Genomic DNA, 13915 nt, shown 5'->3' with positions numbered 1-13915 from the left:
TTCCGCTTCGGGACCCCGGCCCGGCGCGTCGGGGCGGGCTTACCCTGGGGTGCATGCTCCGGGGTGCATGCGACGGCCGCTTGGGCTAACGCTGCCGGGCAATGGAAACGCTCCTGATCCTGGCGGCCGTCACGGCTTGCGCGGTCGCCGGCACCGTGGTGCTCCGGCTCCTCGCTCGCGGCCGGCGCGCGCCGCTGCACCTCGACAGCGAGCACGACGTCGAGGACGAGGCGCTGCTGCTCGCCGAGATCGGTCCGTCGCGCAGCCCGATCGACCGCTCCGGCGCGGTGCTCGACCTCGATCCGATCCGCGTCGAGGACCACGCGGTGCCGCGCCTGCCACGGCCCGACCACCGGGAGGACGACCCGCGATGAGAACGCTGCTGCTCGCGCTGCTCGCCGCCGGCCTCGCCGCCGCGCCGGCCCGCGCCCAGGATGCGCCGCCTCCGCTTCCCTCTCCCGCGCCAGCGCCCGAGCCGGCGACGCCCGCCGCGAACCTCGACGCGCTCCAGCCCTGCGGCGCGCGGGCCGCGCGCTACGAGGGCGCGAAGGGTTTTGACGTAGCGGTGACGCGGATCGGCCGCGCCAGCGTCGCCAACCCGCTGCGGCCGCTGACGCCCGAAATCAGCCAGGTGCTGCAGGTCGTGATCGCGGCCAAGCCCGCCACCGCCTACGGGCCGGACCTCGCCACCCTCCGCCGCGGCCCGGCCCCCGCCGCGCTCGAAACCCAGCTCGGCGCCCCGATCCGCTGGGAGGCCGCGCTGCCGGCCCTGCCCGATCCCCTGCCGATCGTCGCCGAGGACGGCACCCCCCTGGCCTCCCTCGCCTTCCGCACCTGCATCGACCCGCCGGCCGTCGCCGCGCCGCCTGTGGCTGCGCGCGGGACCAAGGGGAACGGCAAGAGGGACGCCAAAGGGAATCGCAAGGGCAACGCGACCGAGACCGCCCCGGCGGACGCCGCGGCGAACACGAACGAAGCCGGCAAAGAAGCGACGCCCGCGGCGGTGCGAAGGCCGGCGAAGCCCGCGCCGCGCAAGGATGCGGCCCCGAAGGCCCCACCCGGCTTCCACGTTCCCCAGGGTGCCATCGCCGAGTAGGCACCGGGCCTTTGGCGGATGTGCGAACACGGGTCCCACCAGCCCGATCGAAGGATGCGAACGACCATGGCGGACATGACGGCACCGGCGGTGATCGCGGCGCTCGGGCTGCAGCCGCACCCGGAGGGCGGGCACTACCGCGAGACCTTCCGCGATCCGCGCACGGTCGAGGGGCGCTCTGTCGGCAGCGCGATCTACTACCTGCTCGACGTCGGCGAGGTTTCGGCCTGGCATCGCGTCGACGCCGCCGAGATCTGGCACTGGCACGCGGGCGCGCCGCTGGTGCTCACGGTGAGCCCGAACGGCCACGACGCCGCCGCCCACCATCTCGGCCCCGACCTCCTCCGCGGGCAGCGGCCGCAGCTGGTCGTGCCGGAGGGCCACTGGCAGACGGCGACGAGCCTTGGCGCCTGGACGCTCGTCGGCTGCACGGTCTCCCCGGCCTTCGACTTTTCGGGTTTCGAGATGGCCCCACCGGACTGGCGCCCGACGCCGCGGTGAGCTCGGGTGCGCTCGGGTGAGCTCGGGTGAGCTCGGGTGAGCTCGGGTGAGCTCGGGTGCGCTTCCTTCCCTCTCTGCGAGGGAAGGAAGAGCCGGCGGCTACCCCACCCCGCGTGAGGCCCGCAGCGCGATCAGAGCGCCGGCGACGATGAGCGCGCAGGCGATGCCGAGGACCGGGGTCGCGGCGGCGTAGCCCGAGGCGACGAGGATCAGCGTCGAGAGCACCGGCGCGGCGTAGGCCGCGACGCCGAGCAGGCGAATGTCGCCGCGCTTGCAGCCAATGTCCCACAGGTAGAACGCGGCCCCGACCGGCCCGAGGCCTAGGGCGACGACGGCGGCCCATTGCAGGGCGCCCTCCGGCCAAGTCGTCGTCTCCCACACGCGATGGCAGGCGAGGCTCAAGGCGGCGGTGGCGAGGCAGAAGCCCGCGACCGCATCCGTCGGCACCGTGCCGACCCGGCGCGACAGCACCGAGTAGCCCGCCCAGACGAAGGCGGCGGCGAGCGAGGCCGCGTAGCCGGGCAGCGCCGCATCGTCGAAGCGAAACGCGCCGCGGCCGAGGAACAGCACGACGACGCCCGCGAGCCCGAGGAGCGCGCCGACGAGGTGGCCGGGCCGCAGTCCGCCTGCCCCGGGGAGCCGCGCCGAGAACAGAACGATCAGCAGCGGCCAGAGGTAGTTGATCAGCCCGGCCTCGGCCGGCGGTGCCAGGCGCAGGGCGGCGAAGTACAGGGCGTGGTAGCCGAACAGCCCGCCGACCCCCAGCGCCCAGACCGGCCAGGGCTGGCGAAGCGCCGCGAGCCCGGCCGCGACCCCGCCCCGGCGCGCGAGCCAGCTCGCGCAGCCGACGAGTCCGCCCAGCGCGAAGGTCATCGCTGCGAGCTGGAACGGCGGCACCGTGCCGGACGCGGCGGTGAACAGCGCCAGGAGCGACCACAGCAGGATCGCGCCGCAGCCGACGAGGGTGGCGGAGGAGGAAGCGATCACGCGACACCCGTGCTCAGGAAAGGGAGAACGCTTTCCCACGGACCCGCGAGCGAGGGCAACCCGGCCCGAGAGGAGGGGCGTGTCGATCCGCTTTCCCTAATAAAGCAGGCAGGGCGATGGCCGATGCCGACTTGCCCTTCGGAAACCCATTGGCGGCACCTTCGTCATCCCGGGGCCGCGCAGCGGAGCCCGGGATCCAGAAACGCTGGTCGAGCCGGACTTTGCACCGTCGGCGGTTCTGGATTCCCGGCTCGCCTGCGGCGCCCCGGAATGACGGTGCGGTACCATCTACAAACGCCCTGCCCGCAGCGAGGGGAGGGAGGTGGCGCCTCACCCCGCCGCAAAACCCTCCGCGTCGCGCGCCTCGCGCAGGAACCCGATCAGCCGCTCCGCCAGGATCGCCGGGGGGCGGGCCGGGCGGATCAGCAGGGTCGCGATCGGCAGGGATGGGCGGAACGGGCGCAGGACGATCGGCAGGGCGAGGCCGCGGGCGGCGACCGGGTCGACGACGGCGAACCCGAGCCCCTCGGCGACCAGGCCGCAGCGGGCGGCGGTGTACTGGGCGCTCATCCCAAAGCGCGGCGCGAGGCCGGCCGCGCGGAACGCCGCCTCCACCGCGTCCTGGAACGCGCCGGCCGCGCCGGCGATCAGCGCCGCCTCCGCGAGGTCGTGCACGGCGATCGCGCGCCGCGCCGCCAGCGGGTGGCCCCGGGGCAGGGCGCAGACCGCATCCACCGTCAGGAACGGCTCGGCGACCACCCCCGCATGGCCGGGGCGCGGGCGCACCAGCCCGAGGTCGCACTGGTCGGACGCCGCCCAGGACCAGATCGTGTCCGGCGCCGGCACGTGCACCGCGACCCGGGCGCCGGGATGGGCCGCATGAAGCCGGCCGATCGCGCGCGGCAGCAGGCGGGCCGCGAGCGACGGCTGGCAGGCGACGCGCAGCGGCCCGCTGCCGACCTCGCGGATGCGTCGGGCGGCCTCGCGCAGGTGGTCGAGCCCGGCATGGGTCCGCTCGACCTCGCGGGCGAAGGCCGCACCCTCCGGCGTCGGGGTCGCGCTGCCGTGCCCGCGCACGAACAGGGGGAAGCCGAGTTCGCGTTCGAGCTGCGCCACCGCCCGGCTCACGTGCGGCTGGCCGATGCCCAGCGCGTCGGCCGCCCGGGTCATGCCGCCGTGGCGCAGCACTGCCCCAAACAGGTCGAGATGGGCCGGATTCATCATGCCCGATCCGCATGGATGGCGAAAGATTGGGCATTTGACGGCATGGGCCTGCGATGGTTGTCAAGGCCGGCGGCGGCAAGCGGGCTGCCTCGGGGGGATGCGCGATGAGAGCCATGTCGGCGGGGTGGGGCAGCGGGTTCCTCGGCATCTTGATCTTCAGCGCCTCGCTGCCGGCGACCCGCGTGGCGGTGGCGGGCTTCTCGCCGCTGTTCCTCACTGCGGCGCGTGCCGCGATCGCCGGGCTCATCGGGGCGGGGCTGCTGCTGGCTTTCCGCGCGCCGCGGCCGCTGCGGCGCGACCTCGTCCCGCTGGCGATCGTCGGGCTCGGCGTGGTGATCGGGTTCCCGCTGCTCACTGCGCTGGCGCTCCGGCACGTCACCGCGGCCCATTCCATCGTCTTCCTCGGGCTGCTGCCGCTCGCGACCGCCCTGTTCGGCGTGCTCCGCGGCAACGAGCGGCCCAAGCCCGCCTTCTGGCTGTTCTCCGGTGTCGGCAGCCTCGCGGTCGCCGGCTTCGCCCTGGCGCAGGGCGGGGCCGGGTCGCCGGCCGGCGACGGCATGATGCTGGCGGCGATCCTGCTCTGCGGCCTCGGCTATGCGGAGGGCGCCGCGCTGTCGCGCCGGCTCGGCGGCTGGCAGGTGATCTCCTGGGCGCTGGTGCTGTCGCTGCCGGTCACCCTGGCGCTGGCGCTTGCGAGCCTGCCGGGCACCTGGGACGTCGGCTGGCCGGCCTGGGCGGCGCTGGCCTACGTCTCGGTGTTCAGCATGCTCGTCGGCTTCGTGTTCTGGTATCGCGGCCTAGCGCTCGGCGGCATCGCCGGCGTCGGTCAGCTCCAACTGCTGCAGCCGTTCCTCGGCCTGGCGCTGGCCGGCCTCCTCCTGCACGAGCCGGTGGCGCCGGGCATGCTGCTCGCCACCGCCGTGGTCGTCCTGTGCGTGGCGGGCGCCAAGCGTTATGCCTGACGCCCTCCTGATGCTGTCGGCGATGGCGGCCGGCGCAGCCGTAGTGGTGCAGCAGGGCCTGAACGCCCAACTCAGGGCCCTGCTCGGCTCGGCGGCGTGGTCCGGCGCCGTGAGCTACGCGGTCGGCCTCGCCGGCATGGTGCTGCTGGCCGCCTCCCTGCGCGATCCCCTTCCGTCGCCCGCGGTCCTGGCGCGAATTCCCTGGTGGGCGTGGAGCGGGGGCGCCTTCGGCGCGGTGTTCGTCGGGCTGGCAATCGTGTTGGTGCCGCGGCTCGGGGCCGCGCCGTTCATCGGATCGCTCATCGCCGGCCAGATGCTCGCCGCGGTCGCGATCGATCAGTTCGGCTGGCTCGGCCTGGCCCAACGACCCCTCGACGGATCACGCGCCCTCGGCCTCATCCTGATGGTCGGCGCCGTGATGCTGATCTGACGCTGATCCGGTCGAAGCCGTGACCTCAGGCTGCGCTGGCGCTGGCCATGGCGCTGCCGGCGGCCTCCGCGATCGGCTTGAAGGCGTTGACGAGGTCGGGGTCGACCTTGCCGGTCATGCCGCGGAGGATGTCGTAGGCCGCCTCGCCCGAGTGCGGGCGCTTGTAAGGCCGCCGCTCGATCAGCGCCCCGAAGATGTCGCAGACCGTGATCAGCCGCACGAGGTCGGGAATCTGCTTCGCGGTCAGCCCGTCCGGATAGCCCGAGCCGTCGAGCGCCTCGTGGTGGGAGCGCACCACGGCGAGCATCGCCGCCGGGTAGTCCTGGCCCTGCAGCATCGCGATGCCCAGCGCCGGGTGGGTCCGCATCACCGTCATCTCGTCCGCGTCGAGCCGGCCCGGCTTGTTGAGGATCGCCAGCGGGATGCGGGCCTTGCCGAGGTCGTGCAGCAGGGCGGCCTGGGTGAGGTCGCGGCAATCCTGCGCGCGCAGGCCGAGCTGCCGGGCGAAGGCCGCCGCCAGGCCGGCAACCAGCAGGCAGTGCTGGTGCGTCGCGTCGTCGAAGCGCCAGACCACGTCGAGCCAGCCGCGGATGTCGGCCTTGTTGAGGGCGCCGACCACGAGGTCCGCGCCCGCCGCCGCCACGGCCGGCGCCGGGCCGCTGCCGGCGCGGCCGAGGTCGAAGATCCGGGTGAGCGCCGTGTCGGCCTCGGCGATGGCGGCGCGCACCTCGGCCTGGCCCTCGCCCGGAACGAGGCTGCGCAGCGACGGCAGCAGGTCGCGCATCACCGCGTCGGCCCGGAGCGTGCGGGTCGCGCCGAGCGCCTGCGCCTGCAGGTGCGCGCGGGGCGAGTCCTCGTGCAGCACGCAGAGGAACGGAACCTGCGCCGGGCCGAGGCGGTGCATGTACTTGTGCAGGCCGGACACCTGCTGCGAATGCGCGAGCGAGGCGTCGCCGACCACGGCGACCACCTGCGTCAGGTCGGGCGCGTTGCGGGCCTGGTAGGGATCCAGCAGGTCGACCACCAGTGGCTCGCCCAGCGGTCGGAGCTGCCCGGCGAGCCTCTGCCCACGATCGGGCTGATCGGTGAGGATCAGGATGGTCTTCATCGTTGTGATTCGCCGCCCGCGCTTCGCCCCGGTTGAAGCATCATGGGCACGAAACCTCACCAACGATTAAAGCAATCGCAGATGGAGCGAGCAAAAATTAGACGCCGTGCATTGCTGAACAGGCGCGAAGAGGCGTCTTATAAGACTCAAGGCCTCTGCGTCCGGCCACCGCATCCGGGCGCCGCATCCGGCCGGGGCGACAGGTTCCGGGGCGGGGCGGGGGCGCCGGAGGGCACCCCCGCGCGGCCGCTCAGGCGATGTACTGGGCGCCGTTGATCGTCAGCGTCGAGCCGGTGATGAAGCCCGAATCCTCGGCCGCGAGGTACTCGACTGCGCGGGCGATCTCCTCGGCCTCGCCGAGGCGCCCGACGGGGATCGTCGAGATGATCTTGTTACGCACCTCCTCGGGCACCGCCATCACCATGTCGGTGGCGATGTAGCCCGGCGCGATCACGTTGACGGTGATGCCCTTGGCGGCGCTCTCCTGGGCCAGCGCCTTGGCGAAGCCGATCACGCCGGCCTTGGCGGCCGAGTAGTTGGCCTGGCCGATCTGGCCCTTCTGGCCGTTGATCGACGAGATCAGGATGATGCGCCCGAAGCCGCGGTTGCGCATGCCCTCGATCACCGGGCGGGTCACCGTGAAGGCCGAGTCGAGGTTGGTCTTGATGACCGCCTGCCACTTCTCGAAGCTCATCTTGTGGAACAGGCCGTCACGGGTGATGCCGGCGTTGTTCACCAGCACGTCGACCGGGCCGACCTCGGCCTCGACCGCCTTGATGCCGGCCTCGCAGGCGGAAAAGTCGCCGACGTCGAACTTGAACACCGGGATGCCGGTCTCGGCCTTGAAGGCCTGGGCCGCCTCGTCGTTGCCGCCGTAGTTGGCGGCGACCTTGTAGCCCTTGGCCGCAAGGCCCTTCGAGATCGCCGCACCGATGCCGCGGGTGCCGCCGGTGACGAGGGCGACGCGTTGCTGAGCCATGGTTTCCTCCGGTTTCTTGAACTGTTTTGTGGGCCGTGACCGGGTCGGCGCGACGGGGTCGCCGCCGGCCCGGGGATGATGCCCTCATGCCGCGTGCGGATGGCGTCCGCACGCGAAATGTTTTGCTTTGGGCCTAAAGACGGATTTTCGTCTCCGGGCTCAGGCCGCCCATGCGCGCGCGATTCTGCTTATGCGCGCTCGATGCACATGGCGACGCCCATGCCGCCGCCGATGCACAGGGTGGCGAGGCCCTTCTTGGCGTCGCGGCGCTTCATCTCGTGCAGCAGGGTGACGAGGACGCGGGCGCCGGATGCGCCGATCGGGTGGCCGATGGCGATGGCGCCGCCGTTCACGTTCACCTTGGCGTCGTCCCAGCCCATGTCCTTGTTCACGGCGAGCGCCTGGGCGGCGAAGGCCTCGTTGGCCTCGATCAGGTCGAGGTCGGCGGGCTTCCAGCCGGCCTTGTCGAGCGCCTTGCGCGAGGCCGGGATCGGGCCGGTGCCCATGATCTTGGGGTCGACGCCGGCGGTGGCCCAGGACTTGATCGTGGCGAGCGGGGTGATGCCGCGGCGCTCGGCCTCCGAGGCCGACATCAGCACGATCGCGGCCGCGCCGTCGTTGAGGCCCGACGCGTTGGCGGCCGTCACCGTGCCGTCCTTGGAGAAGGCGGGCTTCAGCTTGGCCATCGCCTCGACGGTGGCGCCGTCGCGGATGTACTCGTCGGTGTCGACCACCACGTCGCCCTTGCGGCCCGGGACGGTGACGGGGGCGATCTCCTCCTTGAAGCGCCCCTCCTTGCGGGCGGCCTCGGCCTTGTTCTGCGATGCCGTGGCGAACTGGTCCTGCTGCTCGCGGGTGAGCTGGAAGGCCTGGGCCACGTTCTCGGCGGTGGTGCCCATGTGGTAGCCGTTGAAGGCGTCCCAGAGCCCGTCCTTGATCATCGTGTCGACGAGCTTCACGTCGCCCATCTTCTGGCCGCCGCGCAGGTACTGCGCGTGGGGGCTGAGCGACATCGACTCCTGGCCGCCCGCGACGATGACCGTGGCGTCGCCGTTGGCGATCTGCTGCATGCCGATGGCGACGGTGCGCAGGCCCGAACCGCAGACCTGGTTGACGCCCCAGGCGGTGGCCTTCTCGGGGATGCCGGCGGCGATGGCGGCCTGGCGGGCCGGGTTCTGCCCGGCGCCGGCGGTCAGCACCTGGCCGAAGATCACCTCGTCCACGTCGTCGGGGGAGACGCCGGCGCGCTCGAGCGCGGCCTTGATCGCCACCTTGCCGAGCTCGTGCGCGGGCACCGTGTTGAACGCGCCGCCGAACGAACCAACCGCCGTGCGCGCCGCGCCGACGATGACGATGTCTTCGCTTGCCATCTGAAACGTTCTCCTCGTGGTCGGCCGGCGCGTCTTCAAGGTCGCGCGCTCGCAAAAGGCCGTTCCTCCGGATGAAGGGCCTCGCTCGGTCGAAGTCAAGAAGGCTGGAGGGTGGGGCGTATCGCTTGCGGGGCGACTGCTCCATCGCCGTCGACGCTGTGGCCGGGGCGAATTAGCATTATTCCGCGGGAAAAGGCGCCAGATGGCTATTTTCGTCGCCGGCTGAAAGCCTTAAGGTCCGAGCAGGCGCGTGGGCGGCTCCCGGCGGCGGGGGCCCGGCCGTGGTCGTCGCGCGATCGGGGAGAGGCCGCAAAGATGGCGGACAGCGTCAAGGCACAACAGACCGTCATCAAGAAGTACGCCAACCGGCGCCTCTACCACACCGGCACCTCGACCTACGACACCCTCGAGGACCTCTCGACGATGGTGCAGAACGGCGAGGACTTCGTCGTCTACGACGCGCGCACCAGCGACGACATCACCCGCTCGGTGCTGACGCAGATCATCTTCGAGCAGGAGAACAAGGCCGGCGCCGACAACCTGCTGCCGGTGGCGTTCCTGCGCCAGCTGATCCGCTTCTACGGCGACAGCATGCGCACGATGGTGCCGAGCTTCCTCGAATTCTCGATGGCCAACTTCGCGAAAGACCAGGACGGCCTGCGCGAAAAGTTCTCGACCGGCTTCAGCGGGGCGGGCTTCGGCTCCTCGGCGCTCCAGACCGCGATCGAGCAGCAGGTGCGGGCCAACATGGGCTTCTTCGGCGACGCCATGAAGATGTTCACCGGCTTCACCCCGCCCGGCGTGCCGAACGCCAACACCAATGCCGGCCAACCCAGCCCGCCCGTCCCCGTCCAGGCCGCCGGCACCGACCTCGACGACCTCAAGCGCCAGATGCTGGCGATGCAGGAACGCCTCGAGGCGCTGGCGAAGAAGTAGGGCCAAAGAACTCCACGCCCGTTTTCCCTCCCCCCTCTGCGGGGGAGGGTGGGCCTCGCGTCAGGGAGGGTCGGGAGAGGAGAGCGCTATGTCGGGAGAGGTCGCTCCCCTCTCTCGACCCGCTTCGTGGGCCACCCTCCCCCGCAGAAGGGGAGGGAAGTCGTGGCGCCTGCCCCGATAAAAGGTTGACGAACCGTTAACGTCGGCCCCACCCTTGCAGCGCCGGTCCGGGTTGGGCCGGGGGATGCGGGCGATGATGCAGATCGGGACAATCGAGCGTGTCGGCACGGTACGGGCGACCGTGGGGCCGCAGGCGCCGGGGTCCGAGTCGCAATCTTCCGAACCGCAAGAAGCCTCCGGATCGAAAGTGTCCGCGCCCACCCGCGCCCTGGTGGCGATCGCCGGGGGCCGGGACGAGGCAGCCCAGGACGTGCCAACGCCAAGAGCCCGCGGCGGCACGCGGCCGCTCGCAGGCTTTCTGACTCAGGTGATCGTGGCGTCCGATCCGACCCTGCGGCCGTCGCGGCTTGAGCGCACCGGGATCGCGGCCGCGCGCTACGCCGAGACGGCGCGGCTCACGGCCTGATTCCCAAGGCTACTCAGGCTTCGGTCGACTTGACCGTGAGCACCTGGCGGCCGCGATACATGCCGGTCTTCAGGTCGATGTGGTGGGGGCGGCGCAGCTCGCCCGAATCCTTGTCCGTCACGTAGGTCGGCGCCTTGAGGGCGTCGGCCGAGCGGCGCATGCCGCGACGGGAGGGGGAGGTTTTGCGCTTCGGAACGGCCATGACGGGAAATCCTTGCGGTCTGGCGCCAAAGCGGCGCCCGGGCGTCTCCCGGCCGGGATCGCCTCGCGCACCGCTCGATACGGAGATTCGAAGGCGCGCTTATAGCGGGGGCGCCGGGGCGTGGCTAGGGGGCGCGTGCGACCAAGCTGCCGGACACGCTCGATCTTGGACTTTGGTCCAAGATCGCGGCCGAGCGAGACCGTGGCAGGCGCCGACGGCACCGGGCGCGTGCTAGCCGAGACTTGACAGTTCTGCCGTGATGGCCTGCGGTGGGGGGGGGGTGACATGGCGACGGCCCGAAGGCGTCGCCGCGACGGGAAAGTCCGCCGCGTCCAGAATTCTTTGAACCTTTTTTCCTCCACGACCCGTTAAGCTTGCGGCCCACCCGCCCGCTCGCCTCCAAGCACGACGGTTCGCCTTCTGGACTTCCTAAAAAGGTGCCCTCGCGGCACCGGCCGACGCCGCACGGTGGATGCGGTCCGCGCCCTGAGAGAGATCACGATCGATGGAATCGTCCGATGCGTGGCGCCAGACCGGCGGCCTCGACACCGAGCAGGGCAAGGGCGACCCGTTCGCTGCCGCCGTCCGCGCCACGCGGATGGCGATGATCATCACCGATCCGCGCCTGCCCGACAACCCGATCGTCTTCGCCAACGACGCGTTCCTGCGGATGACGGGCTACGAGCGCGGCGAGGTCATGGGCCGCAACTGCCGCTTCCTGCAGGGCGCCAACACCGATCGCGGCGCGGTCGCGCTCATCCGCGAGGCGGTGACGGCGGGGCGCGACATCGCCATCGACATCCTGAACTACCGCAAGGACGGCGCCCCGTTCTGGAACGCGCTGTACCTCAGCCCGGTGACGAACGAGGGCGGCGAGGTGCCCTACTTCTTCGCCTCGCAGCTCGACGTGACCGACCGCGTCGACGCCCACCTGAAGGTCGAGCAGGAGAAGGCCCATTTCGAGGCCGAGGTGGCCAAGCGCACCCAGGACCTGAGCCAGTCCCTGGCGACGCAGACCATGTTGGTCCACGAGGTCGACCACCGGGTCAAGAACAACCTCCAGATGATCGCCGCCCTGCTCGCCATGCAGACCAAGGCCATCACCGACCCGTCGGCGCGCGCGGCGATGGAGATGATGCTGACGCGGGTCGAGGCGCTGGGCATCGTGCATCGGCGGCTCTACCAGTCGAACGACGTCGAGCGCTTCGACGTCGCCGAGTTCGCCCGCGACCTCTCCACCGACCTGGTGCGGGGCTCGGGCCGCGACGGCATCCGCCTGCACCTCGACCTCGAGGCGGTGGAGGTGCCGGTCTCGAAGGCGCCGCCGGTGGCGCTGATGATGAACGAGCTCATCACCAACGCGCTCAAGCACGCCTTCCCCGGCGATCGCCCCGGCCGGCTCTCGGTGACGGTCGCACCGGACGGGAAGTACTTCGCCATCAGAATCGCCGACGACGGCGTCGGCATGCCCGTGGAGGTGATGGAGAAACGCTCCTTCGGCAAGCGCCTGATCGGCACCCTGTGCCGCCAGCTCAACGCCAGCATCGCGTGGCAATCCAACGAGCCGGGGACCACGGTCAACATTCGCCTGCCGCGCGAGATGGCAGACAGTTCGGAGACGCCGTGAGCGACCCGCTGCGGATCCTGGTCGTGGAGGATGAGGCCCTCATCCTGATGCAGATCGAGATGATGCTCGAGGAGGCCGGGCACAGCGTGGTCGGCACCGCGATGACGGCCGCCGAGGCCATCGCCCAGATCGAGGCCTGTCGGCCCGAGCTGGTGCTGATCGACCTGCGCCTTGCAGACGGCTCTTCCGGCCTCGAGGTGGCGCAGGCGATCCGTGAGCGCGACGGCATCACCGCCGCCTTCATGACCGCCAACGCGCGCCAGCTCTCCGAGGAGATGGAGGGCGCGACCGCGGTGATCGCAAAACCCTTCAGCGAGGCGGTGCTGGAAGACGCGCTCGCCTACCTCAAGGCCTGCGTGCGCCGTCCGCCGCCAAGCGAGCCGGTACCGAACGGCATGCGGATCTCGGCCGAATGCCTCGCGCGCTTCGACGCCATGCGGCACTGAGCGTCCGACCCGGATCGAGAACCGAACCGGGAACGGAGTGCGCGCGACCGGACTTGGAATTCAATCGGATTTGGAACCAGCGACTGGGGCGGCGTGCCGCAGCGTTAAGCCGCGGTTCAACCGCTCCGGCTCACACCACGCTCCGTCGGCGCCAGGTACCGGGCCGCCGTCCCTTCGGGAGGACCACCATGGCCACGTCGTTCCTGCGCACCTTCGCACTCCTGTCCTGCCTGGCCGCCGCGCCGGCGCTGGCGCAGAGCCCCGCCCCCGCGACCCCGACCAAGCCCGGAGCGATGGCGCCCGCCGCCCCGACCGCCCCGGTCAAGCCCTCGGCCCCCGTCGCCGGCTCGCCGAACGCCGCCAAGGGCGCCCTCCTCGACCTCAACAGCGCCTCCGCCGCCGAGCTCGACGCGCTCCCCGGCATCGGCGCCGCCCGCTCGGCCGCGATCGTCAAGGGCCGCCCCTACAAGGGCAAGGACGACCTCGTGCAGAAGAAGATCCTCTCGCAGTCGGTCTACGACGGCATCAAGGACAAGGTCATCGCCAAGCAGAAGTGATTTTTTGGCAGGTTTGACCGGCGCGCTGTGTTTGAGCCGCGCGCCGGGAATAGGGTGGCGTTCGACACCCCTCGAAAGCGGCCGTCCGCCGACATCGCCTCGGACTTGGCCCCAGGGTGACGATCGGACCCCGGCCGTGAGATGCGCATCGCGGATTTTTGTCGTACCGGTTTTGCGAGGAACCTTACAACATCTCCAGGCCGATGAAAGCGCACGCCAGCCCTGTGCAGATCGCCTTCGCCGACCTGATCGCGAAGGCATTCGATGCGGATTTCGACGCCGCATATCCGGAGAACGGGCGCTTCGCCAAGAGCGACCGCCGCGGCCAGGAATACTGGTATTACCTCGGCTACGCGCGTGACCCGGACGGCGCCAAGAAGGGGAAGGAAACTCAGAAGTACGTGGGGCCGGTTTCGGACCACGAGATCACACGGCGCGTCGAGCGCTTCCAGAACATCCGTGTGAGCTATCGCGAGCGTCGCGAGATCGCCAGCAGTCGTTCAAACCCATCGAAACAGCGCTGTCGCGCCCCAACCTTGTCCCCCACCAGCCAGGGTGATACCCGCCAAAAATTCTCCCACCGTCAAGATCCAAGAACAAGATCCAAGAACATGCCGAGCCACACGATCCGTCTGCATCGCGGCGACTTGCCGGCCGGGTACGATCCGGGGGCGGCGATCGCCGTCGACACCGAGACGCTGGGGCTCAACCCGCATCGCGACCGGCTCTGCGTCGTGCAGGTCTCGAAGGGGGACGGCTCGGCCGACGTGGTGCAGATTTTTCGCGATGGGCCGGTGCCGGAGGTTCTGAAATCCGTCCTCGCCGACGCAGGCGTCCAGAAGATCTTCCACTATGCGCGGTTCGACCTGGCGGTGTTGTACCGGGCGCTCGGGGTGATGCCGGC

17 protein-coding genes are annotated in these 13915 nt (G+C 71.0%); 11 read left to right on the top strand and 6 right to left on the bottom strand.

The genetic code is table 11. The features are described 5' to 3' along the window. The first annotated feature begins 101 nt into the window (after positions 1-101). From MFF13_RS18120 to MFF13_RS18110, 3 genes are all read left to right on the top strand, one after another. The gene (locus tag MFF13_RS18120; RefSeq protein WP_187273783.1) at positions 102-374 is read left to right on the top strand and encodes a hypothetical protein; all 273 of its coding nucleotides are present in this window, start codon (positions 102-104) and stop codon (positions 372-374) included. Beyond that, complete coding sequence (locus MFF13_RS18115) at positions 371-1096, top strand: hypothetical protein (protein ID WP_187273782.1); 726 nt, start codon at positions 371-373, stop codon at positions 1094-1096. Before MFF13_RS18120 ends, MFF13_RS18115 begins: the two co-directional genes overlap by 4 nt. A 66-nt stretch (positions 1097-1162) precedes the next feature. After that, complete coding sequence (locus tag MFF13_RS18110) at positions 1163-1597, top strand: cupin domain-containing protein (protein WP_147831942.1); 435 nt, start codon at positions 1163-1165, stop codon at positions 1595-1597. 99 nt (positions 1598-1696) lie between these two features. Here the strand turns inward: MFF13_RS18110 and yddG are convergent, their stop codons facing one another. Next, positions 1697-2584 carry an aromatic amino acid exporter YddG gene (yddG, locus tag MFF13_RS18105; protein ID WP_373322573.1) on the bottom strand — a complete coding sequence of 296 codons (888 nt, stop codon included), beginning with the start codon at positions 2582-2584 and terminating at the stop codon, positions 1697-1699. Between the two features lie 330 nt (positions 2585-2914). Then, complete coding sequence (locus MFF13_RS18100; protein ID WP_147831940.1) at positions 2915-3808, bottom strand: LysR family transcriptional regulator; 894 nt, start codon at positions 3806-3808, stop codon at positions 2915-2917. Between the two features lie 104 nt (positions 3809-3912). Between MFF13_RS18100 and MFF13_RS18095 the strand changes: the two genes are divergently transcribed. Further along, positions 3913-4770: a DMT family transporter gene (locus MFF13_RS18095; protein ID WP_147754195.1), complete on the top strand. Its 858-nt coding sequence runs from the start codon at positions 3913-3915 to the stop codon at positions 4768-4770. Next, positions 4763-5200, top strand: a complete 438-nt coding sequence (locus tag MFF13_RS18090; protein WP_147831938.1) for a DMT family transporter — start codon at positions 4763-4765, stop codon at positions 5198-5200. The genes MFF13_RS18095 and MFF13_RS18090 overlap by 8 nt, the downstream gene beginning before the upstream one ends. Positions 5201-5225: 25 nt before the next feature. On the opposite strand, the gene MFF13_RS18085 is transcribed toward MFF13_RS18090, so the two are convergent. The 3 genes from MFF13_RS18085 to MFF13_RS18075 form a co-directional block, all read right to left on the bottom strand. After that, positions 5226-6308 (bottom strand): HD-GYP domain-containing protein, encoded by a 1083-nt coding sequence (locus MFF13_RS18085; protein WP_147754194.1) that lies wholly within the window; start codon positions 6306-6308, stop codon positions 5226-5228. Between the two features lie 250 nt (positions 6309-6558). Continuing rightward, positions 6559-7287 carry an acetoacetyl-CoA reductase gene (phbB, locus tag MFF13_RS18080; RefSeq protein ID WP_147831936.1) on the bottom strand — a complete coding sequence of 243 codons (729 nt, stop codon included), beginning with the start codon at positions 7285-7287 and terminating at the stop codon, positions 6559-6561. A gap of 188 nt (positions 7288-7475) precedes the next feature. Beyond that, positions 7476-8657: an acetyl-CoA C-acetyltransferase gene (locus tag MFF13_RS18075; protein ID WP_147754192.1), complete on the bottom strand. Its 1182-nt coding sequence runs from the start codon at positions 8655-8657 to the stop codon at positions 7476-7478. 315 nt (positions 8658-8972) lie between these two features. Between MFF13_RS18075 and phaR the strand changes: the two genes are divergently transcribed. Then, the gene (gene phaR, locus MFF13_RS18070; RefSeq protein ID WP_238272653.1) at positions 8973-9593 is read left to right on the top strand and encodes a polyhydroxyalkanoate synthesis repressor PhaR; all 621 of its coding nucleotides are present in this window, start codon (positions 8973-8975) and stop codon (positions 9591-9593) included. A gap of 367 nt (positions 9594-9960) precedes the next feature. After that, positions 9961-10179 (top strand): hypothetical protein, encoded by a 219-nt coding sequence (locus MFF13_RS18065; protein ID WP_147831931.1) that lies wholly within the window; start codon positions 9961-9963, stop codon positions 10177-10179. A 13-nt stretch (positions 10180-10192) separates the two neighbouring features. On the opposite strand, the gene rpmF is transcribed toward MFF13_RS18065, so the two are convergent. Beyond that, positions 10193-10381, bottom strand: coding sequence for a 50S ribosomal protein L32 (gene rpmF, locus MFF13_RS18060; RefSeq protein WP_147754699.1), 189 nt, complete (start codon positions 10379-10381; stop codon positions 10193-10195). Positions 10382-10886: 505 nt separating this feature from the next. Here rpmF and MFF13_RS18055 point away from each other — a divergent pair. The 4 genes from MFF13_RS18055 to MFF13_RS18040 all read left to right on the top strand — a co-directional run. Continuing rightward, positions 10887-12008, top strand: coding sequence for a PAS domain-containing protein (locus MFF13_RS18055; RefSeq protein WP_147831929.1), 1122 nt, complete (start codon positions 10887-10889; stop codon positions 12006-12008). Continuing rightward, on the top strand, positions 12005-12454 hold the full coding sequence (locus tag MFF13_RS18050) for a response regulator (protein ID WP_147754701.1): 450 nt from the start codon (positions 12005-12007) through the stop codon (positions 12452-12454). Before MFF13_RS18055 ends, MFF13_RS18050 begins: the two co-directional genes overlap by 4 nt. 188 nt (positions 12455-12642) lie before the next feature. Then, the gene (locus MFF13_RS18045) at positions 12643-13011 is read left to right on the top strand and encodes a ComEA family DNA-binding protein (protein WP_238272651.1); all 369 of its coding nucleotides are present in this window, start codon (positions 12643-12645) and stop codon (positions 13009-13011) included. Positions 13012-13622: 611 nt separating this feature from the next. Then, a partial coding sequence (locus MFF13_RS18040; RefSeq protein WP_505744299.1) for a 3'-5' exonuclease family protein occupies positions 13623-13915 on the top strand: 293 nt, incomplete at its 3' end.

Source organism: Methylobacterium cerastii, from assembly GCF_022179125.1.
In the GTDB taxonomy this organism is placed as follows: Bacteria; Pseudomonadota; Alphaproteobacteria; order Rhizobiales; family Beijerinckiaceae; genus Methylobacterium; species Methylobacterium cerastii.
The sequence above is the reverse complement of the archived record's forward strand: the minus strand, read 5'-3'. Positions and strand labels throughout refer to the sequence as shown.

Bases quoted from the DNA above. Each gene is read 5' to 3' on its own strand.
- MFF13_RS18120 (WP_187273783.1), top strand. From the start codon at position 102: ATGGAAACGCTCCTGATCCTGGCGGCCGTCACGGCTTGCGCGGTCGCC.
- MFF13_RS18115 (WP_187273782.1), top strand. From the start codon at position 371: ATGAGAACGCTGCTGCTCGCGCTGCTCGCCGCCGGCCTCGCCGCCGCG.
- MFF13_RS18110 (WP_147831942.1), top strand. From the start codon at position 1,163: ATGGCGGACATGACGGCACCGGCGGTGATCGCGGCGCTCGGGCTGCAG.
- MFF13_RS18100 (WP_147831940.1), bottom strand. From the start codon at position 3,808: ATGATGAATCCGGCCCATCTCGACCTGTTTGGGGCAGTGCTGCGCCAC.
- MFF13_RS18095 (WP_147754195.1), top strand. From the start codon at position 3,913: ATGAGAGCCATGTCGGCGGGGTGGGGCAGCGGGTTCCTCGGCATCTTG.
- MFF13_RS18090 (WP_147831938.1), top strand. From the start codon at position 4,763: ATGCCTGACGCCCTCCTGATGCTGTCGGCGATGGCGGCCGGCGCAGCC.
- MFF13_RS18085 (WP_147754194.1), bottom strand. From the start codon at position 6,308: ATGAAGACCATCCTGATCCTCACCGATCAGCCCGATCGTGGGCAGAGG.
- phbB (WP_147831936.1), bottom strand. From the start codon at position 7,287: ATGGCTCAGCAACGCGTCGCCCTCGTCACCGGCGGCACCCGCGGCATC.
- MFF13_RS18075 (WP_147754192.1), bottom strand. From the start codon at position 8,657: ATGGCAAGCGAAGACATCGTCATCGTCGGCGCGGCGCGCACGGCGGTT.
- phaR (WP_238272653.1), top strand. From the start codon at position 8,973: ATGGCGGACAGCGTCAAGGCACAACAGACCGTCATCAAGAAGTACGCC.
- rpmF (WP_147754699.1), bottom strand. From the start codon at position 10,381: ATGGCCGTTCCGAAGCGCAAAACCTCCCCCTCCCGTCGCGGCATGCGC.
- MFF13_RS18055 (WP_147831929.1), top strand. From the start codon at position 10,887: ATGGAATCGTCCGATGCGTGGCGCCAGACCGGCGGCCTCGACACCGAG.
- MFF13_RS18045 (WP_238272651.1), top strand. From the start codon at position 12,643: ATGGCCACGTCGTTCCTGCGCACCTTCGCACTCCTGTCCTGCCTGGCC.